The organism is Pengzhenrongella sicca (assembly GCF_017569225.1).
Taxonomy (GTDB): Bacteria; Actinomycetota; Actinomycetes; order Actinomycetales; family Cellulomonadaceae; genus Pengzhenrongella; species Pengzhenrongella sicca.
Genome location: NZ_CP071868.1, coordinates 755,268 through 780,599, shown reverse-complemented (window position 1 = coordinate 780,599; position 25,332 = coordinate 755,268). Strand labels below are relative to the sequence as shown.

The window sequence follows — 25,332 nt, the reverse complement described above, 5'->3', positions numbered from 1 at the left end:
GACGCGGTGCGAGTCAAATCTTTGTCCTAACATTCTGACATCCGACTCGTTCCCGCGATCAGCCCATCGGCCCCGCGCCCGCCGCACGCGCCGACCGCTAGCGCCAGCTGCCGGTTTCAAGACATAATGTCTGGACAGAGAGCCCCTGACGGAGTCCCTATGTCCGGTCAACCGAGAAAGATCTGAGGTCCATGTCGAGCGACTCAATCACCCCGCTGCGCATCGATCTCGATCGCTCGAGCCCCATCCCGCTCTACCACCAGATGGCCAAGGCGATCGAGAAGAGCATCGAGACCGGTGAGCTCGCCCCGGGGGCCCGCCTCGAGAACGAGATCGCCCTCGCCGGGCGCCTGCGGGTCTCCCGCCCGACCGCTCGACGCGCGTTGCATGAGCTCGTCGAGCTCGGGATGCTCGTGCGCAAGCGCGGCGTCGGGACCCAGGTCGCCCCGGTGCGCGTGCGCCGCAAGGTCGGGCTTACGAGCCTGTTCGACGACCTGGCCGACAGCGGCCGCACCCCGACGACGAAGGTGCTGGAGTACTCGGTCGGGCCGGGCGCCGCCGAGGTCACGAACGCGCTCGAGATCCCGCTCGAGGCCGAGGTGGTCACGGTGCAGCGGCTGCGGTACGCCGACGGCGAGCCGCTGTCGGTGATGGTGAACCAGCTGTCGCTCGAGATCGCGCCGTCGTATGAGGAGCTCGCCGAGCTGGGGCTGTACGCGGCCCTGCGCACGCGCGGGATCGAGGTCCACATGGCGCAGCAGCAGATCGGGGCCCGCACGGCGACGGCCGCCGAGGCCCGCATCCTCGAGGAGAAGCCGAAGGCGGCCCTGCTCACCATGGAGCGCACCGCCTACGACTCCGCCGGCCGGCCGATCGAGCACGGCTTCCACGTCTACCGCGCGTCGCGGTACAGCTTCTCGACCACCCTGTTCGCGCAGTAGGTTCGCGCAGCAGCCGAGCCACTCACCGGCGCGCGAGCTACAGCTCCCCGGTGAGGAACTGCGCGCGCCCGCCGGCGAAGCTCCAGTCCTCCTTGGTGTTCTCGACCATCGAGACGATGAGGTCGCCCGGAGCGAGCCCGGCTCGCTCGGCGAGGATCCGAGAGAGCCCGGCGTAGGCCCGAGTCTTCTGCTCGACGCTGCGCCCCTGGTGGAAGACCTGGATCATCACGAGCGCGTCGCTGCGCTCGATCCCGAGCCCGGAGCCCTCGGCGATCACCTGTCCGGCCGGGTGCTCGGTGACGATCTGGTAGCGGTCGCCAGGCGGCGCGGCGAAGACGTCGAGCATGACCTCCTGGACCGCGTCGGCGATCTCACGGAGCTGGGCAGCGGTCCGCCCCTGGTTCAGATCGATACGGACGAGAGGCATGCCGACACTTCCTGGCCGAGCGGCTCGCCGGGCGCCCCTGTGGACACCCCGCGCGATGGAACGAATGATCCACCGCGCTCGACGCTACCATTTGTATGATTGTCCGAACATACGGTTGACAGCAGAAGCCAGCTCGGATTGACTGGGGACATCGGCCCCGCTCGCTCACCGAGGAGCGTCACGATCCGGGACTGCCGATCCACCCGGGAGATCGCGTGCCCCAGACCCAGACCCACACCCAGCCGAGCCCCACCAGCGAGCTCATCGACTCGCCGCTCCTCGAGATGACGCAGCACACCCCGACCGTGCTGTGGAACGACTCCGCCGACCCGATCGAGCTCGCCCAGGCGATGCGCTGGGGCTGCGTGGGGGCGACGTGCAACCCCGTGATCGCCTACAGCACCATCAAGAAGAACCCAGCGATCTGGGTGCCACGCATCCGGGAGATCGCCGAGCGGCTGCCGACGGCGGGCGAGGCCGAGATCGGCTGGCAGGCGGTCAAGGACATGACGGTCGAGGCCGCCGCGATGCTCGAGGACGTGTTCGAGACGTACCAGGGACGCAACGGGCGGGTCTCGGTCCAGACGGACCCGCGGCTGCACCGCGACAAGGCCGCCCTGGTCGACCAGGCGCTCGAGTTCCACGCGCTCGCCAAGAACATCATCGTGAAGATCCCGGCCACGAAGGTCGGGATCGCGGCGATGGAGGAGGCCACCTACCGCGGCGTCAGCATCAACGCGACCGTCTCGTTCACCGTTCCGCAGGCGGTCGCCGTCGGCGAAGCGATCGAGCGCGCCCTCGTGCGCCGCGAGGCGGAGGGACTCGACGTCTCGACCATGGGCCCGGTCGTCACGATCATGGGCGGGCGCCTGGACGACTGGTTGAAAAAGGTCGTCGCTCGCGACAAGCTCACCATCGACCCCGGCTACCTCGAGTGGGCCGGCGTCGCCGCCCTCAAGCGCGGCTACCAGGTGTTCACCGAGCGCGGGTTCCGCAGCCGCATCCTGTCGGCAGCGTTCCGCAACCACATGCAGTGGAGCGAGCTCATCGGGGGCGACCTCGTGGTCTCTCCCCCGTTCGCCTGGCAGCAGCGGTTCAACGCGAGCGGGATCGACCCGGTTGCACGGATCGACACGCCCGTCGACCCGCGGATCCTCGCGGCCCTCGAGCAGATCCCCGACTTCGTCCGCGCCTACGAGGTCGACGGGATGACGACCGACGAGTTCGAGCACTACGGGTCGTGCAGCACCACGCTGCGGCAGTTCCTCGCCGCCGACGCCGACCTCGACTCGCTCGTGCGCGACATCATCGTGCCGGCGCCGCTCACCTGAGCCCGACGGCGCGCCGCTGCTCAGGCCGCGACGTCCCCACCCAGCGCCAAGACGCAGGGTGGGGACGTCGTCGTCATGTCCCCGCACGTGCGGAAAAGGGAAAGCGCAGGGCGGGGACGTCGTCGTGACGTCCCCGCCCTGCGCCGGTGCGGGTGCGGGTGGCGGCTGCTAGGCCGTGGCCAGGCCGCGCAGGTAGCGAATCGACGAGCGGACGTCCTTGACCGGACCCTCGTCCGTCGGCTCGGCGGCAAGGATCGTGTCCTGCTCGAGGACGTACCAGCCGTCGAAGCCCACGGCATCGAGCGCCGCGACGATGGCCCCGAAGTTGACGTCTCCCTCGCCGAGCGGCACGTAGATGCCCTCCCGGACGGCCTCGGTGTAGGTGAGCTCGCCCGCCTGCACCCGCTTGGCGAGGTCGACCCGCACGTCCTTGGCGTGAACGTGGTTGATCCGACCGGCGTACGCCGCCACGAGCTCGACCGGATCGGTCCCGCCGATCAGCAGGTGGCCGGTGTCCAGGCACAGCGGGATCTGGGAGCCGGCCAGCACGCGGAGCACCTCGTCGCGCTTCTCGACCATCGTCCCGACGTGCGGGTGCAGGGTCGCCTTGATCCCGCGGGACGCCGCGAGCTCGGCGAGGCGGTCCAGGTTGGCGAACATGGTCGCCCACCCGAGCTCGTCGAGCACCGGTCGCTCGTCGTACCCCGCGAGCCCGGAGTTCGCGGCGAGCACGAGGACGTCCCCGCCCGCAGCCTGGAAGCTGTCGAGCTCGAGGCTGACCGCGGGAAGCGGGTCGTGATCCGGGTCGTGCAGCACCACCGGGACGAACGCGCCGACGGCGGCGAGCCCGAAGCCCTGCAGCGTCTCGGCACGCGCCACGGGCGCCGACGGCAGCCAGCCCTGGGGGCCGAACTCAGTTGCCTCGAGCCCCACCGCCTTCATCTCGGCGAGCACCCTCGACGGGTCCATCTGATATCCCCAGCCGGGGACCTCGCACACGCCCCAGCTGATGGGGGCTCCAGCGATCTTCACGGAAATGTCTCCTTGCGTCGGTTCGAACGTGCGGGACTGGCTCAGCGAGCGCTGACGACGGGCTCGGGTGCCGCGGCGACGGCGACGGTCTCTCCGGTGCGCGCGCTGAGCGTCGCCGCGTCGGCGAGGATCAGGGCCGCGCGCCCGTCGAGGATCGACGGGGAGGGAGCGGCCCCGGCCGTCACGCAGTCGATGAACTCGCTCAGCTCGAGGCGGTACGCGTCGGCGTAGCGCTGCAGGAAGAAGTCCAGGTACGGGCCGTCCGCCGAGGTCTGCGCCGCTCCGGAGTAGCGCACCGACGTCGCCAGGTGGTTGATCGCCTCGAGCGCGCCCCGCGGGCCGAACGCCTCGAGGCGCTGGTCGTAGCCGGACGCGCAGTGGCGCGAGTTGATGATCGTCGCGACCGCGCCGCTCGCGGCGGTGAGCGTGACGACGGCGGCGTCGAAGTCCCCGGCCGCCTCGATCGCGGCGTCGAGGTGCTGGCCGACCGCCGAGACCGAGACGATGTCGCCGAGGAAGTATCGCGCCGTGTCGAAGTCGTGGATCGTCATGTCGCGAAAGATCCCGCCGGAACCGGCGATGTACGACGCCGGCGGCGCGGCCGGGTCGCGGCTGATGATGGTGAGCTGCTCGAGCGCACCGATCTCCCCGGCCAGGACGCGCGCGTGGACCTCGGCGAACGACGGGTCGAACCGGCGATTGAAGCCGATCATCACCGAGTCCTCGTGCCCGGCGATCGCAGCCAGGCACGCGTCGACCCGCTCGAGACTGAGGTCGACGGGCTTCTCGCACAGCACGGCCTTGCCCGCGCGGACCGCGGCGATGATGTGGTCCACGTGGGTCGCGGTCGGCGACCCGATGATGACGGCGTCGACGTCGCTCGCCGCGAAGACGTCGGCGACGTCCGTCGTGGAGCGCGCCCCGAACTTCGCGGCGACGTCGGCGGCGTTGGTGCCGAACGGATCCGCCACGAGCACGAGCCGGGCCCGCGGGTGCGACGCGACGGTGGCGGCGTGCACCGCACCGATCCGTCCCGCCCCGATGATGGCGATGTTGAGCATGAGCGATGCCCCTCTTCCTTGAAGGTCGCGCGGAGGCTCCGGACGTTCGCCGGAGAACCTGACCCCTTTCTACCCAGCAACTTGACGCGCGTCAAATCATGTTCGGACATTCGCTCATAGGCCCAGGTCGCCGGGTCGACCCGAGCTCCCGTGGCATCGACCCTAAGATCTGCCCATGCGGCGAATCCCGACCCAGGCGGACGTAGCTGCACGCGCCGGGGTGTCGCGCGCGCTCGTCTCGATGGCGCTGTCGGGACGCCCCGAGGTCGCCGAGACCACGCGCACGCTCATCCTGCAGGCGTCCCGGGACATCGGCTATCGCGTCAACGGCCCGGCGGCCAATCTCGCCCGGCGGCGCACGTCGCTCCTCGGCGTCGTGCTGCAGGACGTCGCCAACCCGTTCTTCAGCGAGGTGGCGGCCCACATCCAGGACGCGGCCGAGGCGGCGGGGCTCACGACCCTCCTGAACGACGGCCGTCGCGACGCGGCCCGCGAGGCGCAGGCGGTCGAGGTGTTCCTGCGGCTTCGGGTCGACGGCCTGGTCATCGTCTCGCCGCTGCAGGATGCCGCGGCGCTCACGGCGATTGGACGCCAGGCGCCGACGGTCGTGGTCGGCCAGCCGGTGCCCGCCGCAACCGTCGACTTCGTCCACAACGACGCGGCCGCCGGCGGGCGGTGCGCGACCGAGCACCTGCTCTCGCTCGGCCATCGAGACATCGCCTACCTCGACGTCGCCGCCGGCGTCGAGGAGCCGCTCCTGCTGGACCGGCGCGCGGGATACCTCGCGGCCATGGCAGCGGCCGGGCTCAGTGAACGAACGTCGGTCGTCTCCGACATCGCCGCCGACGGCGACGCGGCCCGGCTGGTCCTCAACCTCGCCCGGCGCCCGACGGCGCTGCTCGCCCACAACGACGTCAGCGCGATCGCGGCGATGGGGGTGCTCGCCCAGGCCGGCATCGCCATCCCGGGCGACATCTCGGTGGTGGGGTACGACAACACGCGACTGGCCGCGATGCCGCAGTTCGACCTGACGAGTGTCGACCAGCCGCGAGCGCGCACCGGCGAGACGGCCTTCGCCCTGCTCCTCGAACGGATGGGTGGCCGCGAACCGGGGCGCACCGTGCGGCTCGAGCCGAACCTCATCGTGCGCGGGTCGACCGCCCCGATCTCGTCAACCTGACCGGCGCCGCAACCGCGTGAGCCTCAGGCGAGCGAGGACAGGCCCGCCGCGACGGCGAATCCGAGCACGGCGGCCAGGCCGGCCTTGTCGCCCGCCTTCTCGGTCGCCTCGGGGATCATCGACCCGACCAGCATGACCAGCAGGGCGCCCGCAGCGAACCCGTCGACCCCCGCCTCGAACTGCTCGGCCGTGAACTCCGCGACCGCAAAGCCGCCGAGCGAGGCCAGGGTGCAAGCGACCGCCACGACGACCCACAGCCCGACGATGCGGCGCGGACGCTCGCCGGCCGCGCTCATGTCGGTGGCCGAGCCGATCGACTCGGGCAGGTTCGAGACGAAGATCGCGACCAGGAAGGCGACGCTCACGCCCTTGCCCTGCGCCAGGCCCAGCCCGAGCACCGCCTGCTCGGGGATGCCGTCGAGCAGGGCTCCCAGCGCGAGCGGCAGCCCGGCCGAACCGCCACCCAGCCCGCTGCCGAGGCGCCTGACCAGGCGGTCGGCGAAGTAGAAGGCCAGCGCCCCGGCGGCGAGGCCTGCCGCCAAAGGCACGGCGCCGCCGACGGCGAGACCCTCCTCGGCCAGCTCGAACGAGATGCTGGAGATCAGCGCGCCGGCGCCGAACCCGAGCACGACGCCGATCGTCGCCTTGCGCCAGTGCCGCGCGACGCCGAGCAGCGCGCCGATGACGAGCGAGGAGGCCGCGAGTGCGCCCCAGGCCAGTGCCTCCCACATCGTTGGGGCCTCTCTCTAAGGTTCGTCGTGCCCGGCGCTGGCCGTGCCCGCCCGCCTCGTCCCGCTGGCGCAGCAGCAAAGCCTGGTCGAGGACTACCTCGCCGATCGGTATGCGCGCAAACCAGCAAGACCCCACGACGAGCAAACATCGTGACTCGCCAGCGCGCTCGGCGACATGGAAGCTCCGGTGCACCGCGCCACGTAGACGCCGCCGCGATCAGCGACAGCCAAGCGTCGGAGAAGGAAAAGCGGCCAGCGGCCAGCGGCAGGACCGTCGTTTGTCAGGCGACGTCGCTGAGGGGGCGAACCTTGGGCGAGCCGGAGGCCCGCTCAAGGGCCAGATCGTGGGCCGTCTGCATCGCCAACCACGCGCGGGCGGTACCTACACCGGCCGCCTCCAACCGCACCGCCAAGTTCGGGCTGATCCGTGCGTGTCCGTGCAGGACCCTGCTCAGCGCTACCCGCGAGATCCCGAGCCGCGACGCGGCCTCACCGACGCCCAGGCCGAGGTCGGCCAGTACGTCTTCGCGCAGGATCTCGCCCGGGTGCACCGGGTTCTTCATCGCCACGATCTGTTCCTCCTTCTCAGTGGTAGTCCTGATAGTCGACGAGCTCGACGTCGTTCTCGGTGAACCTGAACGTCACTCGCCAGTTGCCGTTCACCCAGATCGACCAGTGCCCCGCGAGGTCGCCCTTCAGCAGATGCGTCCGAAACGACGGGATCGCCAGGTCCGCGGGCGCCTGGGCCACGTCCAGCGCTGACAGGATGCGCACCAACTTCGGGACATGAGCGGCCTGGACGCCCCGCTTGGACCCATCGCGGTACAGCTGCTCCAGGCCCTTGTGCCGGAAACTGACGATCATCACCAGACTGTATCGTGTATCGCATCACGACACAACGCGGCAATGCTCTCTCACTGGCGAGCCACAAGCACGACCTGTGCCATCCGCAGATCGCGCAGTTCACGCCTGCGCCCCGTCACGCTCCCGGAGTGCGCACGTACCGGCGCACGGCGACGGAGCGGGGAGCCAGCGTGGTCTCCTCTCCGGTCAACGTCTCGCCGTCGACCCCGCTGATGTCCACGGCTGCGTCCGTACGGTTGATCAGGAACACGTAGTCGCCGTCGTCGTCGGCACGGATCGCTTGCTCGACGGCCCCGCGAAGCCCGACGGGCAGCTCACTGGCGACCCCCGCACGAGCAGCGAGGTCCGCGAGCACCGGCTCGAGGCCCTCCGCACCGAGCCGCGCACCCACATAGGCAGCGCTACCAGCGCCGACGGCGCGGCGCGTGATCGCGGCATCGCCGGCCTGGTCACCGGTCGCGTACCGGGCCAGGACCTCGACGCCGTCGGCGACGGGCCGCACCCGGTCCGCCCAGAGCGTCGCGGTCGTGCCGTTGTCCAGACCGACCTCGTCGCCGTCGGCCAACGGACCGAACTCGTCGATGCGGATGCCGAGCAGGTCCGCGAGGGCGCCGGGGTAGCCCCCGAGCCAGATGTGGTCGTGCTCGTCCGTGATGCCGCTGAAGTAGCCCGTCACGAGGTGGCCGCCGGAGCCCACGTACGTCTCGAGGCGCGCCTTCAGAACCGCGGGGACCGAGTACAGGATGGGCGCGACGACGAGGCTGTAGCCATCGAGGTCCGCGGCGGACGGAACGACGTCGGCGCGGATGCCGAGGGCGAGGAAAGCCGAGTACCAGTCGAGGGCCTCCTGCTTGTAGCGCAGCCGCTCGGTCGGGTGGGAGTCCTGCTCGGACGCCCACAGCGAGTCCCAGTCGAAGATGATGGCCGCCGCTGCCTTCCGGCGGCGAGCCCCGACGACGCTCGAGAGCGCCCCGAGCTCGCTGCCGAGGCTCACGACGTCGCGGAAGATCGGGCTGTCCTCGCCGGCGTGGGGAACCATCGCGGAGTGGAACTTCTCCGCGCCGGCCTTGGACTGCCGCCACTGGAAGAAGCAGACGGCGTCCGCGCCGTGCGCGACGTGCGTGAGGGAGTCGCGACGCAGCGCCCCGGGCTTCTTCGGGGTGTTGATCGGCTGCCAGTTCACCGCGCTGGTGGAGTGCTCCATGAGGAACCACGGCTTGCCGCCGGCGATGTTGCCGGTGAGGTTCGCCGAGAAGGACAGCTCGTCCCTCGCCTGGGGGCCGGGGACGACGTAGTGATCGTTGGCGACGAAGTCCACCTCGGCGGCCCAGTCGGCGTAGTTCATGGCCGTGATCCCGGGCATGACCATGAAGTTGGTGGTGACGGGGACCCCCGGCGTGATGCGGTGCAGGATGTCGCGTTCGGCGCGCAGGTACTGCTTGAGGGCGTCCGAGGAGAACCGCTTGAAGTCGAGCTGCTGCGTGGGGTTCGGGTTCGCGGCGGCCTGACGCGGGGGCAGGATCTGCTCGAACCGGGTGTAGCGCTGGGACCAGAAGTCCGTGCCCCAGGCATCGTTGAGCGCCTCGATGCTGCCGTAGCGCGCGGTGAGCCAGCCGCGGAAGGCGCGGGCGGCGTCGTCGGAGTAGTCGTAGATGTTGTGGCAGCCGAGCTCGTTGGAGACGTGCCAGGCGCAGATCGCCGGGTGGTCCCGGTAGCGCTCGGCCATCGCGGTCACGAGCCTCAGCGCGTGCTCGCGGAAGACGGGGCTGGTGGGGCGCCAGTGCTGCCGCCCGCCGGGCCAGAGGGTGCTGCCGTCGTGGGTGATCGGGAGGATCTCGGGGTGCTCGGTCACGAGCCACGGCGGCGGGGAGGCCGTCGCGGTGCCGAGGTCGACGGCGATGCCGTTCGCGTGCAGCAGGTCGATGACCTCGTCGAGCCAGTCGAAGTTCCAGGAGTCGCGCTCGGGCTGCAGGCGCGCCCAGGAGAAGATCGCGAGGGAGACCACGGTGACGCCGGCCTCGCGCATGAGCCGCACGTCCTCGTCCCACGTCTCGCGGGGCCACTGCTCCGGGTTGTAGTCGGCACCGAAGGCCATGCGCTTGCGGTTCGGCTCGGACGGCCAGCGCAGCCAGCGATGGGTGGTGGGTGTGGACACGGGAACGGCTCCTCGAGGCAAAGCGCGGCAACCCCGCCGCTGGTCGAGAGCAGCGGGTGCAGCTGGGACGTGTGAGACGGGCCGGGCGGGTGCCGGAGCTCCCGCCCGGCCCGGTGTGGTGCGGTCCTACTCCGTGATGGTGAAGCCCTGCTCGGTGCCGTACTTCGCGCTGGCCTCCTGCCAGCTCTTCAGCCCCTCAGCCAGCGTGGTGTCCGAGACGTAGGCCTGGCCGGCGGTGTCGTTGAAGATGCTGTTGGCGTAGACCTGGAAGGGCAGGTAGGACCAGCCCTCGAGCACGTTCTGCGCAGACTCGGCGAAGATCTCGTTGGCCTTCTGGCCGCCGAAGTACTCGAACTCCGAGCTCAGGAACTCCTCGGACTCCAGGTTCGCCGACGTCGCGGGGAAGGCGCCGCCGTCGATCCGGGTCTGGACGCCGTCGCCCACGTTGGCGTAGTCGAGGAAGGCGTACGCGAGGGCGCTGTTCTCACTCGCCGTCGGGACTGCGAGCGAGCTGCCCCCGTTCTCGGCGCTGGCCGTGTCGCCCTCTTCCCACTGCGGCAGCGGCGCGACGCGCCACTTGCCGGAGGCGGCGGGGACGCCGGAGGTGAAGTTGGCGGGCATCCAGGCCCCGCTGATGAGGGTGGCGATGGAGCCGTTGCCAAGGCCCTGGTACCACTCGTCGCTCCAGGAGGTGATGGGCGCCAGGAGGTCGTCGTCGAGGAGCTGCTGCCAGGTGTCGGCGAACTTGGTGGTGCCCTCGTCGGCGAGGTCGATCGTCACGTTGGCGCCGTCGACCGTGTAGGGCTGGCCGCCCGCCTGCCAGAGCAGGCCGGTGAGGAAGCCGGCGTCGCCCGCATCGTTGGTGACGTAGATGCTGGGGTCCGCAGCGTGCAGGGCACGAGCCGCCTCGACGTACTGCTCCCAGGTGGTCGGGACCGCGATGCCGTACTTCTCGAACACCTCGGCGTTGTAGTACAGGGCCATGGGGCCCGAGTCCATGGGAAGTCCGTAGATGCCGTCGCCCGAGTGGACCGAGCTCCACGGGCCGGGGCTGAAGGTCTCCTCGAGGTCGCCGGCGCCGTAGCCGGTGAGGTCCGTGAGGGACTCGGCGAGGGCGAACTGAGGAAGCGCGTAGTACTCGACCTGCGCGACGTCGGGGACGCCCGAACCGGCCGCGATCGCGTTCTGCAGCGCGGCGTAGTGGTCGATACCCGTGCCGGCGTTCACGAGCTCGATGTCGACGTTCGGGTACTCGGCTTCGAAGCCCTCGACGACCTTCTCGAGGGTGGGCTCCCACGCCCAGACGGTCAGCTCGCCGCCCTCCTCGAGGGCTGCCGTGACGTCGTCGGCGCTGACCGCCTCGGCCGCCGCGCCGCCGACGTTGCTGCCGGAACCGCAGGCGGTCAGGGCGAGGGCCGCAGCGAGGGCGAGGACCGAACCTCGCGCCACCGCCGTGCAGATGTTGCTCTTCATGAGTTTCCTTTTCACGCCATTGTTGATCGGGAGGGGTTGGTCTTGGGAGAGATCGGTCTTGGAGGGGACTACTCCTTGACAGCCCCGGCGGTGAGCCCGGACTGCCAGTACCGCTGCAGCAGCAGGAACGCTGCGATGAGCGGAAGAATCGTCAGGAGAGAGCCGGTGATCACGAGGTTGAAGATCGCCTCGCCGCCCGCCGTCGACGCCTGTGCGTTCCAGGCATTGAGGCCGAGCGTGAGTGGGTACCAGGCCGGGTCCTTGAGCATGATCAGCGGCAGGAAGTAGTTGTTCCACGTGGCGACCATGGTGAACAGCAACACCGTCACGACCCCCGGGCCCAGCAGCGGCAGGCAGATCTGGAAGAAGGCGCGAAACTCTCCGGCGCCGTCGATCCGGGCCGCTTCGAGCAGCTCGTTGGGAATCGCCTCGGAGGCGAACGTCCACATCAGGTAGAGCCCGAAGGGCGAGATGAGGGACGGGATGATCACCGACCACGGGGTGTTCGTCAGGCCCATCTGGCTGAACATGAGGAAGGTGGGCACCGCCAGGGCCGTCCCGGGAACGGCCACCGCGCCGATGACGACGGCGAACAGCGCCCGCTTGCCCGGAAAGTTGAACTTCGCGAGGGCATACCCCCCGAGGACGGCGAGGAGCGTCGCGCCGCCGGCGCCCAGCACCACGTACAGGACGGTGTTGAGGAACCAGCGGACGAAGATTCCGTCGTCGTACGCGAGCGTGTCGGCGATGTTGCTGAACAGCGCGAAGTCGCCGCTGAACCAGAGGCCGAACGACGTGAAGAGACTGGCCTGGGTCTTCGACGAGTTGATGACCAGCCACACGAGCGGAACGAGGCTGTAGACAAGGACGACGCCAGTGACGATGGTCAGCGGCACGCTGCGCTTCGGCTTGTCGACGCGGCGTCGGCTGCTTCTCATGCGCACGTAGGTGGGCGTTGTCCGGGGCGCGGCAGCGCGGGTGGAATCAACGACGGCGCTCATGGTCAGCTCCCATTTCGCATGCCGCGCAGCTGCACGGCGTAGGCGATGACCATGGTGATGACGCCCATGATGATGGCCACGGTGGCGGAGTAGTTGTACTGCTGGCCGGAGAAGCTCAGCGAGTAGGCGTAGAGGTTCGGGGTGAAGTACGTGGAGATGGAGTTGGGCGCCAGGCTCTGCAGGATCGCGGGCTCGTTGAAGAGCTGGAAGCTTCCGATGACCGAGAAGATCGAGGCCACCACGAGGGCCCCGCGAATGGCCGGAAGCTTGATCGCCGTGATCAGGCGGAGCTGGCTGGCGCCGTCGATCTCCGCCGCCTCGTACAACGACTTGGGGATCACGCGCAGCGCCGCGTAGAAGATCAGCATGTTGTAGCCGATGAACTCCCACGTGACGATGTTGCCGATGGAGGCGAGGATCAGCTCGGGCGACAGGGGGTTCGGGATGTCCGTGCCGAGCGCGCGGTTGAGGCTGCCCACCAGACCGAATCGCGTGCCGTACATGAAGCCCCACATGAGGCTGGCGACGACGGCGGGAACCGCGTACGGCAGGAAGATCGACAGGCGAAAGAAGGACGTCCCGTACAGCCGGCCGCTATCCAGAGCCAGCGCAACGAGCAGCGCGAGCAGCAGCATCACCGGGACCTGGACCGCGAGGAAAAGCGTCACGCGGAACAGGGCCGACCAGAACTGAGTGTCCTGCAGCGCCTGCGAGTAGTTCGCGAGCCCGACGAACGCGTTCCCGCCCACGAGCTGGTTGCGGAAGAAGCTGAGGAAGATCGAGTAGGCGATCGGCGCCAGGAAGACGACAGCGAAGACCGCCATGAACGGGCCGATGAAGAGCCAGCCGGACCACGACAGCTGCTGGGCGTGCTCCTGCGCTGGCTTTGCTCGCTTCGCTGGCCGCGCTGGCTTCGCTGGCCGTGCCTGGACACCGAGCGTGGCCGGGGGTGATGACGCCGTCGTCATGGGTGTCCTTCGGTGACTGTGGACCAATGGTTGCGCAACCATAGCAGCGAAAACATGGCAGTTGGTTGCGCAACCATCTCGGTAGGATCGCCCCATGTCCGCGACACCTCTTCACAGCCCCGCCGGTGGCAGGCGCATCTCGATGCCCGACGTCGCCCGGCTCGCGGGCGTCTCGGCGCAGACCGTGTCCCGGGTCTCCAGCGGCAGTCCCGGCGTGGCCGAGGCGACGCGGCAGCAGGTCATCGCGGCGATGAACGAGCTCGGCTACCGGCCCAACAGCGCCGCCCGGGCCCTCAAGCGCGGGAGCTTCCGGACCATCGGCGTCATCCTTTTCAGTCTCTCCAGCACCGGGAACGCGCGCACGCTCGAAGCCATCGCGCTTCGGGCTGCCGAGGAGGACTACGCGGTCGCGCTGATCCCCGTGTCCACGCCCACGCAGGCGGGCATGCGGGGTGCCTTCTCGCGTCTGAACGAGCTGGCAGTGGATGCGGTCATCGTGATCATGGAGATCCACCTGCTCGACGCCGGGACGATGTTCCTGCCGCCAGGCGTCCACGCCGTGGTGGTCGACTCCGATGCCAGTGACGACTACACCGTGATCGACTCCGATCAGGCCAACGGCTCCCGGATGGCGGTGGAGCACCTCCTGAGCCTGGGGCACCAGACGGTGTGGCACATGGCCGGCCCCGAAGAGTCGTTCGCGAGCGAACGGCGCATCACCGCCTGGCGAACGACGCTCGCCGCACATGGCTGCACCGAGCCGCCGCTGCTCCGGGGGGACTGGTCCGCGGATTCGGGCTACGAGGCCGGGCTGTCTCTTGCGGACTCGGACTGCACGGCGGTGTTCGTGTCGAACGACCAGATGGCGCTGGGAGTGCTCCGGGCCTTCCACGAGCGGGGCATCCGGGTCCCGCAGGACGTGAGCGTCGTGGGCTTCGACGACATCCCCGACAGCAGCTCCTTCAGCCCGCCGCTGACCACGGTGCACCAGGACTTCGCGGCGGTGGGTCGGCGCTGCGTGGACAAGGCGCTGAAGCAGATGCGGGAGAACTCGACGGAGCCCGGCCGGGAGCTGGTGCCCACGCGGTTGATCGTGCGGGAGAGCACGGCGGGCGCTAGCGGGGCGCGCTCGAGGACTTAGCCTCGACCCACCGACGAGGTCGGGTCTGGCTGCCCGCGCTCGACGAGAACCGTCGTCCCGTTCGGTCGTTGCACGCGATTGTTGACGATCCGTCCCCCATCCCGAACGTGAGCCCGCGCGTCAATCTAACCTGCGGGACAAACCGGACATCCGCTACCCTCAAGCATGCCGGTCGACCTGTCATCGCTGCCGTGGTGGGCGACCGCCCTGATCCTCCTGGCGGGCGGGCTGATCTTCCTGGCACTGTCGGGCGCACTCTGGGCACTCGCCCTGTGGGCCATGTTCGGCCGCTGGTGGCGCGCGCTCCTGTCCATCGCGCTGATCGCGGCGGCCGGCTGGCTCGGCGGGTTCGGCTGGTTGTGGCGAGCGGTCGACGACGGCTGGGGCCAGAACGGCTGGATCACCCTCGGCGTGCTGACCACGATCGGCATCCCGATCGCCCTGTTCCTGCTGGCGACGGGATTCGTGAGCCGCGTCGGGGGCGACCGCCTCCGGCGCGCCCGGCCCGGGCCGGCGATGCCCCAGGGACCGGCACGGGGGCAGCACTTCGCCGACTACGGGTCCGAGAACCAGGTGTGGAATCGGGAACTGAACCGCCGCGATCAGGGGTGACGGCCCCGGGCGCGGAGCGGTCGGGGGTCAGACGGTCGTCGAGATGGAGGCGGACTGGCCGTCGCCAGCGATGATCGTGACTGTGATCGTCAGGGGCGCGCCGGCGGGGATCAGGACATCCCACGCGCGGATCCGCCGGACGCCGAACGGCCTGAGCAGCCAGCGCCAGCCGAACCCGATCAGCCCGGGCTGGGCGACCGCCGCGCTCGTCGCCGGGATGTCGGGCAGCGCCGCCGAACCGCGGTAGATCCGCACTCGCGGGCCTCGGATAGTCCGGGCCCGAGCGGACGCCGAAAGCGTCGCCGGCGGCACGTCCGTAGCCGACGCCGAGGTCGTCACGGTCACCCGGGTCGTCGTGGGCGTCGGGTGCGAGACGCCCCTCAGCGTCAGGGTCGGGGGCGGGAGCGCCGGCACGCCGGGGGCGGTGGCCCGCTGCACGGTCGCGCGACCCAACGGGTCCACCAGCCGCAGCCCGACGTCGGCGTCGGCCGTGGCGTCGGCCCGGGCGAACCACACCGCGAGGGGGGTCCGACCACCCGACCTCGGGCCGCGGACCAGCACCGCCTGGCCGGGCGTCGGCAGGGTCGCCGGTGCCGGGGTGCCGTCGCCGAGCGTCACGACGTCGGCGAGCGCGACGGTCGCCAGCGCGGCAAGGTCGGCGTCCGACGTCGTCACACCCGATCCGGCCGCCCGGTGCGCGCCCCAGGCGGTGTCGTCCGGGGCGGAGGTCGAGGTCCGTGCGACCAGCACAAGGTGGTCGGGCGTCCCGTCGGAAACCACCAGCGGCGCGAGGTCCGGCCCGCCGGGCGGCGGCGTGGCGACCGTGACGATGTCCGACTCGCCGGACAACAACCCGCGGATCGCCTGCTCCGGCACCCCGGAGGTGTCCGGCACCGCGACCGCGCGCAGGTACGACGGCTGCCACCCCGCGCCGGTCGCCAACGTCATCGAGGCGGAGTACAGCGGAGCCCCGGACCGGACGTCACGCAGCGGCTCGCCGCCGCCGTCGACCACGGCCGCCGCCGGCACGAGCGTCGGCGCGCCCATCGAGTCGGCCCGGCGGGCCGCGTCGAACACCCGGGTCCGGTACAGCCGGAAGCCGCCGACCGGCACGTTCGAGGCGACCTCCAGGTCGACGTCGACCCCGGTCTCGGTGATCGCGGTGCGGACCAGCGGCGGCGCCGGGCTCACCACGCGCGGTGCGATGAACACCTGGGTCTGGGTGTCCAGGCCGACGGTGGGGAACGGCGAGTCGGTGCCCGTCGGCGTCGTCGACGTGACGACGAACAGCTGCAGATCCGACGCACCCCGGGCGAGTGGGACATCGGCCGCGCGCGGCGATCCCGGGTGCTCCGGCACCTCGAGCACCCGGCGGAACGCACGCTGCGCCTGCTCGCCGCGCGCGGCGAGCACCCCCCGCAGCTCGAGCAGCCGCGCGCCCGGGATCGGGCTCGCCGCGGCGCCCAGCCCTAGGGCGTCGCGCAGGTTCTGCTCGCTGGTCCCCCAGATCACCCAGTTCTTCACCGGAGCGTTCGGCGGCGCGCCCCAGGCGATCCGGACGTGGCTCGACCCGGCGGCGTCGGGCATCGAACCGAGTGGGACGCCGGGCAGGATGACGACCTGCGGCACGACGGGCACCGGCGAACCGGCGGTCGCGATCACCCAGCGGTCCGGGTCCGACGCCACCCAGCCCGTCGGCGACGGTCCGACCGCGGTCGCCCGGCGCGCCCAGATGACCACGCCCCAGCGCCCGGTGCCGGTGAAGTCCAGCGGCGCCAGGTCGACGTCGGTGCGGAAGCGGCGCGGGTCGCCCTGACCGGTGCCGGGCGTGATCGGCACCGGCGGGACCGTCTGGGTCGCGTCGTAGCCGTTCTGGTCGAGCGGGGTGACGGTGCAGCCGACGCCGGTCGGGAGGTCGCCCGCGAACGTGTAGGACCAGGACGCGGTGCGGCAGCCCGCCGGGGCCACGCCCGGCCCGACGCCCGGCGGCGTCGGGGAGTACGGGCCGACCATGGGGTAGAGCACCGCGGTCAGTTCGACGCCCGTGGTGGTGCGCTGCGACCACTCCAGCATCGTCTCCACTCGCAGGTGCGCCGGGCAGGCCGACGCCGAGCCCGAGTACCGCGCGGTCAGTGCGGGGTTGGCGAGAATCGGCAGGGCCGCGCCCGGTTCGGTGGTGTCCAGGTGCGTTTCGACCCACGGCGACCAGACGCCGTAGATGTCGTCGTGCGCGACTCCAAACCCGAGGTGCCGGCCGCCGGACCCGAGCGGGATCTCGGCGTACGGGTCGATCACCGACGTGCGGCCCGCGGAGTCGGCGCTCGGCACCGACCCGATCCGCCAGCCGCCCCAGTCGTCATTCTTCTCGCAGCCGGGCTCGGCCTGCCCTGCGCCGGTCGGGTAGCGGCAGTACGCCTGCGCGGTCACGCGTCCCCAGCCCGCGCCGACGATCGGGCGCGGCCAGGTCAGCCGGACGTTCTCCCACCACGGCTGGTCGATGCCGGTCGGTGCGTTCAGCGAGTAGCGGGCCGCGGTCAGGCCGAGCGGCGACGCCGTCGCCCCGTGCAGCACCGGCGGCGCGTAGGCGGCGTACTCCCCGGCCGGGCCGACTCCGATGACCTGGCCGAACACGTCGATCGTCGGTCCGGCGGTGTAGGTGGCGGTGACCAGGAACTCGGGGGGCGGGAGCACCGCTATGACGACGTCGGACGGCATCGGCGGGTACGCGGTGCCGAAGCCCAGCGCGAGGTTGAGGTAGGCGTCGGTCTGGGTGGGAATGGCGAGCATCGGCCAGGGTGCGGCGTCGATCTGGGTCGTCGGGCCGACCCCGATCGTCGTCTCGCCCGGTCCGGGCACGATCGTCGGGCGGGTGATCGAGCTCTGGTCGTGCTCGGGCAGCCCCGGCTGGTACAGGTCGCCCAGTTGCGGGAGCAGCGCGGCCTGCAGCACGGCGACCATCCGCGGCAGGTCGGGTGTCAGCCAGTCGGGGGCGATCACGCCGGACGGCAGCACCGGGAACCAGCCGAGCGGCGGAGCCCCGCGGGACAGCCGGTCCAACGCGGCGCTGGTCGGGTCGGTCAGCGCGGCGAGCATGCCCTGCTTGGCCCCGTCGTAGTCGCCGAGCGGACCGTCCACGGGTAGACCGATCAGCTCGTACGGCGTCCAGTCGTCCGCGTTGACGATGTCCGCCAGCGGCTGCACCGACACCACCGGCGAGGTGAGGTTGTCGACCAGCGCGCACGTCGCACCGGACGTGCGCAGGTCGATCGAGAGGGTGCCGTTGCCGGTCCGGCTGGTGGCCGCGACCACCGACTCCGGCGTCGGGGCGCCCCAGCACAGCTTGACCGTGACGGGCCGGCCGGGGTCGGAGACCGTGCCCTGCACGATCACCCGGCCGGCGGTGCCGGTCCAGGTCAGCAACGACTGCGAGCCGTAGCTCTGGACGGGGTTGCGCGACGGGACGAGCTTGGCCGCCTTCGGCCTCCGATACCAGACCGTGAACACCCCGTGCGGCACGCCGAGCGAACCGTGGCACGCCCAGCTGACCCGGGTACGCGGCGGCGCGTCGCCCACGTGGCCGCCGGCCTCCTGCTGGGCCCTGCCGAGCGCGTTCCAGTCGATCATCACCGCCTCGGCACGGAACACCGAGGGATTCGCGATGCGAGCCATCAGGCCTCCTCCTCCCACGGTGCCCGCGCGAGCAGCACCGACAGCGTGGGCGCCGACGTGCCGGCCGTCCCGTCCACCTTGGTCACCTGCAGGTCGAGGTTGAGCGTCGCCCCACGCTGGCTCGCGGCCAGGAAGGCCACGACCCTGGTCCCGCCCGGGCCGACCGCGATGCGCGCGACGGCGGCCCCGCCGCCGGCGGAGCGCACCACGCTCAGCCACCGGTACCGCACGCGCGCCCAGTAGTGGTGCACCGGATCGGGGTCGGTCGCGGCGGAGAGCACCTTCTGCGGTCCCACCCGGGTGCGCACGAGACGCTCGTTCGACTCGATGACCACCGCGACGGGCTGCGGCGTCGGGTCCGTCGTCCAGAGCACCTGGACCAGCGGGAACGCCGGCACCTGCGGTGCCCCCAGCCCGGCGTCCTCGAACGCCTGGTCCAGCGCGGCGCCGGTGACGTCGCCGACCAGCGACGCCAGTGCGCCCGGCGTCAGCACACCGCGGTGCTGGATCGGGGCCGGCGAGACGTAACGGGCCAGGTCGGCCAGGTCGGTGAACCGTCCGGTGGTGAACGGCACCCGGAACACGATCTCGCCGTCGCCCGCGGTGCCGGTCGGGCGGGCATGCACGTCGAGCAGGTACTCGGTCAGCGGGTCGAACACGTACGGCAGGAAGTAGGGCGCCTCGTCGTGCGGGTCGACGTTGTCCTGGTCGATGCATGGCTGCCCGGTGACGACCTCGCCGAGCGCCTCGCGCCACGCCTGCTGGATCCCGTAGACCTGGTCGGTGCCGAGGTACGGCGAGCCGGGGTCGACGGTGACCTGCGGGTTGGCCGCGTCCGGCTGGTCGGCGAGCCGCGGGTGGTGCCCGGAGGCGGCCCTGACCTGGACGAACAGCTCCTTGCCGTAGGCGGCGTAGAGCGCGGTCACCCGCTGGCTGGAGAACGTCACGGTGATCCCGGCGCGGGTGAACAGGCCGTCCTCGCCGCGGTCCGGCTCGGTGGCCAGCACCCACGGCGTGAGGTCGTTGGTCTGCGACGGCGGGGTCGGTACCGCACCGGTGTGGAACGCGAACGTCTGGGCTCGGACCTGCGACCCGCCGACGGTCGCCGCGTCCAGCGTCGCCGCCGGGGGTTGGCCGGCCGGCGGGCTGTACTGGTCGCCGCTGACCGCGATCGCGGTCGCGGTCCAGTCGATCTCGACGGCGTAGGTGGTGTCCGGGGTGAGCAGTGGTTCGGTCCCGGCGGCGGCCAGCGCGGTGGAGACCGCCGTCTGGTCCGACGTCTTGACGGTGACGTCCCAGGCGAAGCGGCGCGCCTCGGACTCGAGCACCGACTCCACCCCGACCACGTAGAACGGCTGCGGCGGCAGCTTGCGTGCCCGCGCGCGGTCGAACCCGATGACGATCCGCCGGGCCGACGGGTCCATGCCTTTCAGGTAGACCCAGACCAGCACCAGCCCGTCGCCGGCGCCGATCCGGGCGGCCAGGTGCCCGGCGCGAGACACCGGGTCGGCCCACGGCCCATCGGGGTCGAACCATTGGTCGGACGGACGGTTCTGCGCGGACAGCAGGTCGTCGCCGCGCACCGGGTGGCGCCGCACCTCGCTGCCGTCGGACGCCCGGCCGACGACGAACAGCCCGCCCTCGACGACCCGGCGGTCGACCAGCAGGAGCATGCCGACGTCCGTGAAGGCGTCGTCGGGGTCCTGCGGTTCGAACCAGACGGCGTCGGCCAGCTCGTCGGGCCGGAACCCGGTCGCCTCCCAGGCGTTCTCGACGAGCTTGCGGGTCTCGTCATCAGCGCCGGGCGCCGGTTCCTCGGAGTCGAGCGCGGGGCTGCGCAGGATCTCCCCCCGGCAGCGCAGCGCCGCCTGGGCCCGGCTCGACCGCCAGGTTGCCGCGTGCAGCAGGGCGCCGGCGTCGTACAACCCCGCAGCGCCGACGGCGGTGTCGAGCAGGGTCAGTCCGCTGGCGCCGGTCGGTTCGTGCGGACCTGCGACCGCCCAGCTCTGGCCGAGGTCGGCGGGGTCGGCGTGCTCGCCGTCGAAGCAGGGCACGGCCCCGCCCACGACGACGGCGGGGGCGGTGCCCTGGAGCGGATCGATCGAGGCGGCGACCCGCCACGCCTCGCCGACGCGCAGCCCGGTTCGCACCGCGGTGGAGCGCGTCGCACCCGGCGCGTCCGGCCACGGCAGCCCCGTCAGGAACCATCCGGTCGGGTTCGGCCCGGTCGGCTCGCCGTCGAACGTCCACAGCTGCGGCGTCGGTCCGGCCGGCGCGGAGCAGATCTGACCCCAGACGTGCGTGACGTGGTCGACCAGGTTCTCGCCGTACGGCACCGCGGCCGGCTGGGCGACCGGCACCCAGGTGAGCAGGCCGAGCCCGACCTTGCGACCGTTGCCGTCGGCGCCGTGCACCCACCAGGCGGCCGGTGCGGGCGACGTCGGCGGCAGCAGGGCGCCGCCGGTCAGGCGCACCGCGGTGACGTCGTAGCGCCACCAGTGCCCGCCCACCTGGACCCACGGGTTGTACGGCTGGGCGGTCCACGGTCCGAGCACGCCGCCGACGATCGTGGCGGCGTCGGCCTTGGGAGCCACCGCGAACTCAACCAGCGGCACGACGTCGATCGGCACCACCGGCACGACGCCGACGCCGCCCGGGGCGGCCTTGCCCAGCGACCCGTCGACCGGGCCGGACGACGCCGACCCCTCGATCGTCACCTGCGTCGACCGGGCGATCAGCGACACCCCGCTGACCAGCGGCGGCGGCTCCCCGGGGTCGTTGCCGGGCGGGCTGCCAATGGTCAGCTCGACCGAGCCCTCGACGCTGAAGAAGAAGAAGTCGACCTTGCCGTGCGCCTCGCCGTGCACGTACAGCCGAGCGCCCGGGTCGCGGTAGATCACCACGAGTTTGGCCCACGCCGAGATCGAGATGATGAACAGCCGCAGCTCGCCACCGATCTCGAAGATCCCGCCGAGGTACATCGGGTCGGGGGCGAGCAGCGCGTCGAACCCGCCCGATGCCTCCAGGTACAGCCCGGACGGCTTGAACCCCATCAGCACCGCGGAGACGTGGAAGCCGACCGCGAAGGTCAGGCCCTTCGACTCGAGCACCGGGTCGGTCGGCAGGGTCTGCCCGTCGCCGTACACGCCGAGGTACCCGGTCGCATCGAACACCCCGAGGACCTTGACGGCCACCGGGTCCCGGTAGCTGCCCAGCTCGACGTACCAGTGCGACGGGTCGGTCTTGGTGTCGAAGAACGCGGTCACCGGGACGTGGAAGGTAATCAGGCCGGCGATGTCGTAGTCGATCCGGAGCGCGATCAGGATCGTGCCACGGCCGAAGTCGAGGTCGATGACGGCGAGGATCGTCGCGCTGGTGTCGCCGGTCACCCCCGGCAGGCTGGGCGACAGCACGTTGGCCAGCATGATCAGACCGATCCGCGGCCCGGGGACCTCGATCAGCAGGACGCCCTTCATATTCAGGGTGAACCCGCCGTCGACGGTGCCGAGCACCAGCCCGGCGGCGAAGCCGTAGTGGCCAGCGGAGTACTGCCAGGCGTCCGGGGCGCTGAACAGCGTGTTGTTCGCCAGGTGCTGCTTGGCCCAGTCCAGCGCCGGCAGCGCGGTGTCCGGCATGACGCGCTCGAAGTTGACGCCCATCCCGCCGAGGAACCCGTAGATGCCCAGCCCGGAGCCGCCCAGCACGATCGGCACCGGCAGCTCGACCAGCCCGCCGAACAGCACGCCGACGTTGCCGTCCGGACCCTTCGCGATGAACAGCGAGGCGGCGATCCGGACGGCGACCGGGGTCACTGTGATGTCGAACGCGCCGCCGATCAGGTTCTCCGAGATCGACACCTCGCCGGTGCCGTGCAGCGTGCCGGGCACGTCGATCGTGGCGCGCAGCCGGGAGATCGAGATGTCCGGGGCGCCGCCACCACCTTGGAAGGTGGCCCGGACCGTCGCGGTGTCGATCGTGATGATGCCGATCTCCAGGCCGATCCCGAACTGGATCTCGATGAACATCGGGTTGTCGCGGGAGACCTTGAAACCGAACACCCGCAGGATCTCGTCCAGCGGGGACACAGCCGCGACCGACCCGTCGGGGGCGTCGATCGTGTAGCCCTTGTCGGGGTCGAAGACGAACGTCGGGGTGAAGGGCGCGCCGGCCGCGCCCCAGGTCGCGGCCATCCCGATCGCCTTGTAGCGGGCCTTGACCGGCTTCGTGGTGCGGATGATCTTGACGTCGACCATGAACTGGGTCTCGACGTCGAACAGCACGCTGACCCGGTCACCTGCGGACGGGTCGCCGACCTCGCCGGACGCGCCCACGATCCCGTGGCTGACCAGCACGTCGACCCCGTACAGGGTGATCGCCTGGGTCGTCAGGACCGTGCCGGATGCGCCGAGCCCGGCGCCGACGAGCGCGACCGCTCCGCCGGCGGCCGGCGACAGCGAGCTAACCGCGGCCGTCAGCGGCGCGATGACCGCCATCGCGCCGACGCCGTCGATCACCGTGTTGGGGATGCCGTCGCCGCGTTTGCGTTGGTAGAGGCCGTCCTTGTCACCCGCGTGCGCCTTCACCTCGGCCTCGACCGACCAGGCCTGGCGATCCTCGGTGATCCGCATCCGCGCCAGGAAGTCGACGATCCCGTCGCCCGGGTTGCCGCCGGGCGGCAGGTCGAGCCCGGGCTCGACCTGCCCTGCCGCGGACGAGACGTCCAGCTCGCCCCAGACCTCCGCCCGGATGAACGACGAACGCAGCAGCTCCACGCGCACGCCGATGCGCCGGAAGCAGGACGGCGGTGGCTGCCGGGCGGGGGTGTTCTCGGCCGGGGGCGTGTCGTTCGACCAGTGCGAGACCTCGGCGTGCAGGCGCCCGCCCACGGTGATCGGCGCGAAGGCCGACACCCTGGCGCGGGCCAGCCACCAGAACCCGTCGCCCTCCGCCGGGGCGGCGCCGGCCGGGTTGGCCGTCGCCGTCGCGGGCCAGGTGTGCGCGTGGGCGGTGTCGTCGCCGGTCGCGGTCCCCGGCTGGACGTCGGTGAAGCCCGCCTCGGTGAGGATCGTGATCGCGGCGCTCTGACGGCGGGCGGACAGGTCCTTGTTCCACCCGTCGGAGGTGGTCGCCTCGTACGACGCGTACCCATCGACCTCGATGTGGGTGCCGTGCGGGATCCGAGCGGCGAGCGCCCGCGCCGCCGCCAGGTAGGTCCCGGCCGCGGCCAGGCCCGATCGCGACGGCGACTTCGCGTCGCGCGTCGAGTCCGGACCGAGCGCCCAGGCCCGCTCACGGGCGGACGGGGCTGCGCCCGCGGCGGGGTTGAACTCACCGGTCGTCGGGTGGTCGACGAGGAAGAAGCAGTCGCTGTCCTGGGCGGCGGCACCGGAGAACGTCACCGACAGGTCGCCGTCGACGGGTGCGGCGTCGGTCAGGGCGGCCAGGTCGACGGTGACCGTCGGGCCGTTCGTCGGGCCGACGAAGGTGAGCGTCGGCGACGTCCACGCGATCGTCGTCCCGGCCGGCGGCTCCGCGCTCAGCTTCACGACCGCCGGGTCCAACGCGCCGAGCTGCAGCTTCCACTGCGCCGACGGGTCGTTGGGAGTGACGCCGACGACCTTCGCGGATCCCGACCCGGACACGGCGCCGGCCGCGAGCGCGGTGCGTAAGGCGACGGACTTGTCCAGGCCGGCTGCGGCGTCGTGCACGGCGATGGCGATCGAGGTGCCGTCGGCGTCGGTGGTGATCGCCGCGCGCTCGCCGATCACCGCGGTCGCGTTGTCCGGGGTGATCGTGATGGTGTTCGAGCCCGACCCGCCGTGGGTGCTCACGATCAGCGTCGAGCTCGCCGGGACCGTCGCCGAGCCGTCGGCGGCGGGGACCACGGCACCGGTCGGGGTGAGGAAGGAGGCCTCGACGGACAGCGACGCCCCGTTGACGACCTCGGCCTCGAAGATGCCGGTGACCCCGGCCGACGCGCCGACCCCGAGGTACAGATTCCGCGCGGCGGCGGTGACGTGCAGCCCGTCCAGCCCGTTCGGCTGCACGAACAGCCGGATCTCCGGCAGGAAGAACCCCTGCCAGCTGTTCGGCATGGTGCGCGCACCCGCCGGCAGGTTCGGCGGACCGGCCGCGTCGGACAGGTCGAGCACGGCTCCTCGGAAGCCGAAACCGACCGCGTTGCCGGGCCCGACGATCGCGTAGCCCGGCTCCATCCGGATCAGGTCGTAGATCTTGTCCGTCGGGTTGCCCGACGTCGACGCGCTCACCAGCGAGAACTTCACGTCCTGACCCTCAAGCTGCTGCAGGCGCACGGTCAGCCCGCCGACCACGAGGAACACGCCGCGCTGCGCGGTGTCCGGCACCAGCAGCGCGTTGGCAACGTCATAGCGGGCCGGGGTGAGGAACGGCAGCGCGATCGCGACCACCGGCGCGGTCAGGTCGATCCGCCAGCCGTCGTCGCCGACGTGCCGCCCGACGGTCAGTGTGACGTTCGGGTCGCGGAACTCGATCGGGGTGCCGGCACCGGGCAGCCCGAGCTGAGGAACCCTGGCGCTGTCGGTGTAGATGCGCCAGGTGCCGTCGTCGTCGGTGAGATCGGCCTGCTGCACACCCGGGACGGACGTGAGTGCGGACTCGATCGTGTCCAGGGCGCCGCCGCTGCCGGCCGACCCGGGCAACTGGTCCCACAGCGACATGGCGACTCCCCCGGGGGGTGAATGGGACAATTCGAACCTATGTGATAC

17 protein-coding genes are annotated in these 25,332 nt (G+C 71.3%); 5 read left to right on the top strand and 12 right to left on the bottom strand.

The genetic code is table 11. The features are described 5' to 3' along the window. Nucleotides 1-191 precede the first annotated feature (191 nt). Nucleotides 192-941, top strand: coding sequence for a GntR family transcriptional regulator (locus tag J4E96_RS03475; RefSeq protein WP_227424403.1), 750 nt, complete (start codon nucleotides 192-194; stop codon nucleotides 939-941). A gap of 37 nt (nucleotides 942-978) precedes the next feature. Here J4E96_RS03475 and J4E96_RS03470 read toward each other — a convergent pair whose 3' ends face one another. Further along, a complete protein-coding gene (locus tag J4E96_RS03470; RefSeq protein ID WP_227424402.1) occupies nucleotides 979-1,368 on the bottom strand; it encodes a tautomerase family protein in 390 nt (129 codons plus the stop codon). 215 nt (nucleotides 1,369-1,583) lie between these two features. Between J4E96_RS03470 and J4E96_RS03465 the strand changes: the two genes are divergently transcribed. After that, entirely contained in the window at nucleotides 1,584-2,699 is a 1,116-nt protein-coding gene (locus tag J4E96_RS03465; RefSeq protein WP_227424401.1) for a transaldolase family protein, read from the top strand. A 168-nt stretch (nucleotides 2,700-2,867) separates the two neighbouring features. Here J4E96_RS03465 and J4E96_RS03460 read toward each other — a convergent pair whose 3' ends face one another. Both J4E96_RS03460 and iolG read right to left on the bottom strand, forming a co-directional pair. Further along, nucleotides 2,868-3,668, bottom strand: coding sequence for a TIM barrel protein (locus J4E96_RS03460; protein ID WP_454824032.1), 801 nt, complete (start codon nucleotides 3,666-3,668; stop codon nucleotides 2,868-2,870). A gap of 104 nt (nucleotides 3,669-3,772) precedes the next feature. Next, nucleotides 3,773-4,792: an inositol 2-dehydrogenase gene (gene iolG / locus J4E96_RS03455; RefSeq protein ID WP_227424399.1), complete on the bottom strand. Its 1,020-nt coding sequence runs from the start codon at nucleotides 4,790-4,792 to the stop codon at nucleotides 3,773-3,775. 175 nt (nucleotides 4,793-4,967) lie between these two features. On the opposite strand from iolG, the gene J4E96_RS03450 reads away from it, so the two are divergent. Next, complete coding sequence (locus tag J4E96_RS03450; RefSeq protein WP_227424398.1) at nucleotides 4,968-5,972, top strand: LacI family DNA-binding transcriptional regulator; 1,005 nt, start codon at nucleotides 4,968-4,970, stop codon at nucleotides 5,970-5,972. Nucleotides 5,973-5,995: 23 nt separating this feature from the next. Here J4E96_RS03450 and J4E96_RS03445 read toward each other — a convergent pair whose 3' ends face one another. The 7 genes from J4E96_RS03445 to J4E96_RS03415 form a co-directional block, all read right to left on the bottom strand. Next, nucleotides 5,996-6,703, bottom strand: coding sequence for a ZIP family metal transporter (locus tag J4E96_RS03445; RefSeq protein WP_227424397.1), 708 nt, complete (start codon nucleotides 6,701-6,703; stop codon nucleotides 5,996-5,998). Nucleotides 6,704-6,984: 281 nt separating this feature from the next. After that, a complete protein-coding gene (locus tag J4E96_RS03440) occupies nucleotides 6,985-7,266 on the bottom strand; it encodes a HigA family addiction module antitoxin (RefSeq protein ID WP_130104330.1) in 282 nt (93 codons plus the stop codon). 22 nt (nucleotides 7,267-7,288) lie between these two features. Then, nucleotides 7,289-7,567: a type II toxin-antitoxin system RelE/ParE family toxin gene (locus tag J4E96_RS03435; RefSeq protein WP_227424396.1), complete on the bottom strand. Its 279-nt coding sequence runs from the start codon at nucleotides 7,565-7,567 to the stop codon at nucleotides 7,289-7,291. Between the two features lie 115 nt (nucleotides 7,568-7,682). Beyond that, nucleotides 7,683-9,722 (bottom strand): beta-galactosidase, encoded by a 2,040-nt coding sequence (locus J4E96_RS03430; protein WP_227424395.1) that lies wholly within the window; start codon nucleotides 9,720-9,722, stop codon nucleotides 7,683-7,685. A 126-nt stretch (nucleotides 9,723-9,848) separates the two neighbouring features. Next, nucleotides 9,849-11,195 carry an ABC transporter substrate-binding protein gene (locus J4E96_RS03425; RefSeq protein WP_227424394.1) on the bottom strand — a complete coding sequence of 449 codons (1,347 nt, stop codon included), beginning with the start codon at nucleotides 11,193-11,195 and terminating at the stop codon, nucleotides 9,849-9,851. Between the two features lie 68 nt (nucleotides 11,196-11,263). Beyond that, on the bottom strand, nucleotides 11,264-12,196 hold the full coding sequence (locus J4E96_RS03420) for a carbohydrate ABC transporter permease (RefSeq protein ID WP_406620280.1): 933 nt from the start codon (nucleotides 12,194-12,196) through the stop codon (nucleotides 11,264-11,266). Between the two features lie 2 nt (nucleotides 12,197-12,198). Further along, complete coding sequence (locus tag J4E96_RS03415) at nucleotides 12,199-13,164, bottom strand: carbohydrate ABC transporter permease (RefSeq protein WP_227424393.1); 966 nt, start codon at nucleotides 13,162-13,164, stop codon at nucleotides 12,199-12,201. 94 nt (nucleotides 13,165-13,258) lie between these two features. On the opposite strand from J4E96_RS03415, the gene J4E96_RS03410 reads away from it, so the two are divergent. Further along, a complete protein-coding gene (locus J4E96_RS03410) occupies nucleotides 13,259-14,305 on the top strand; it encodes a LacI family DNA-binding transcriptional regulator (protein WP_227424392.1) in 1,047 nt (348 codons plus the stop codon). 165 nt (nucleotides 14,306-14,470) lie between these two features. Then, complete coding sequence (locus J4E96_RS03405) at nucleotides 14,471-14,917, top strand: hypothetical protein (RefSeq protein ID WP_227424391.1); 447 nt, start codon at nucleotides 14,471-14,473, stop codon at nucleotides 14,915-14,917. Between the two features lie 27 nt (nucleotides 14,918-14,944). Here the strand turns inward: J4E96_RS03405 and J4E96_RS03400 are convergent, their stop codons facing one another. After that, nucleotides 14,945-18,586 (bottom strand): hypothetical protein, encoded by a 3,642-nt coding sequence (locus J4E96_RS03400; RefSeq protein ID WP_227424390.1) that lies wholly within the window; start codon nucleotides 18,584-18,586, stop codon nucleotides 14,945-14,947. Beyond that, nucleotides 18,586-25,284 (bottom strand): hypothetical protein, encoded by a 6,699-nt coding sequence (locus J4E96_RS03395; RefSeq protein WP_227424389.1) that lies wholly within the window; start codon nucleotides 25,282-25,284, stop codon nucleotides 18,586-18,588. The genes J4E96_RS03400 and J4E96_RS03395 overlap by 1 nt, the downstream gene beginning before the upstream one ends. Between the last annotated feature and the right edge of the window lie 48 nt (nucleotides 25,285-25,332).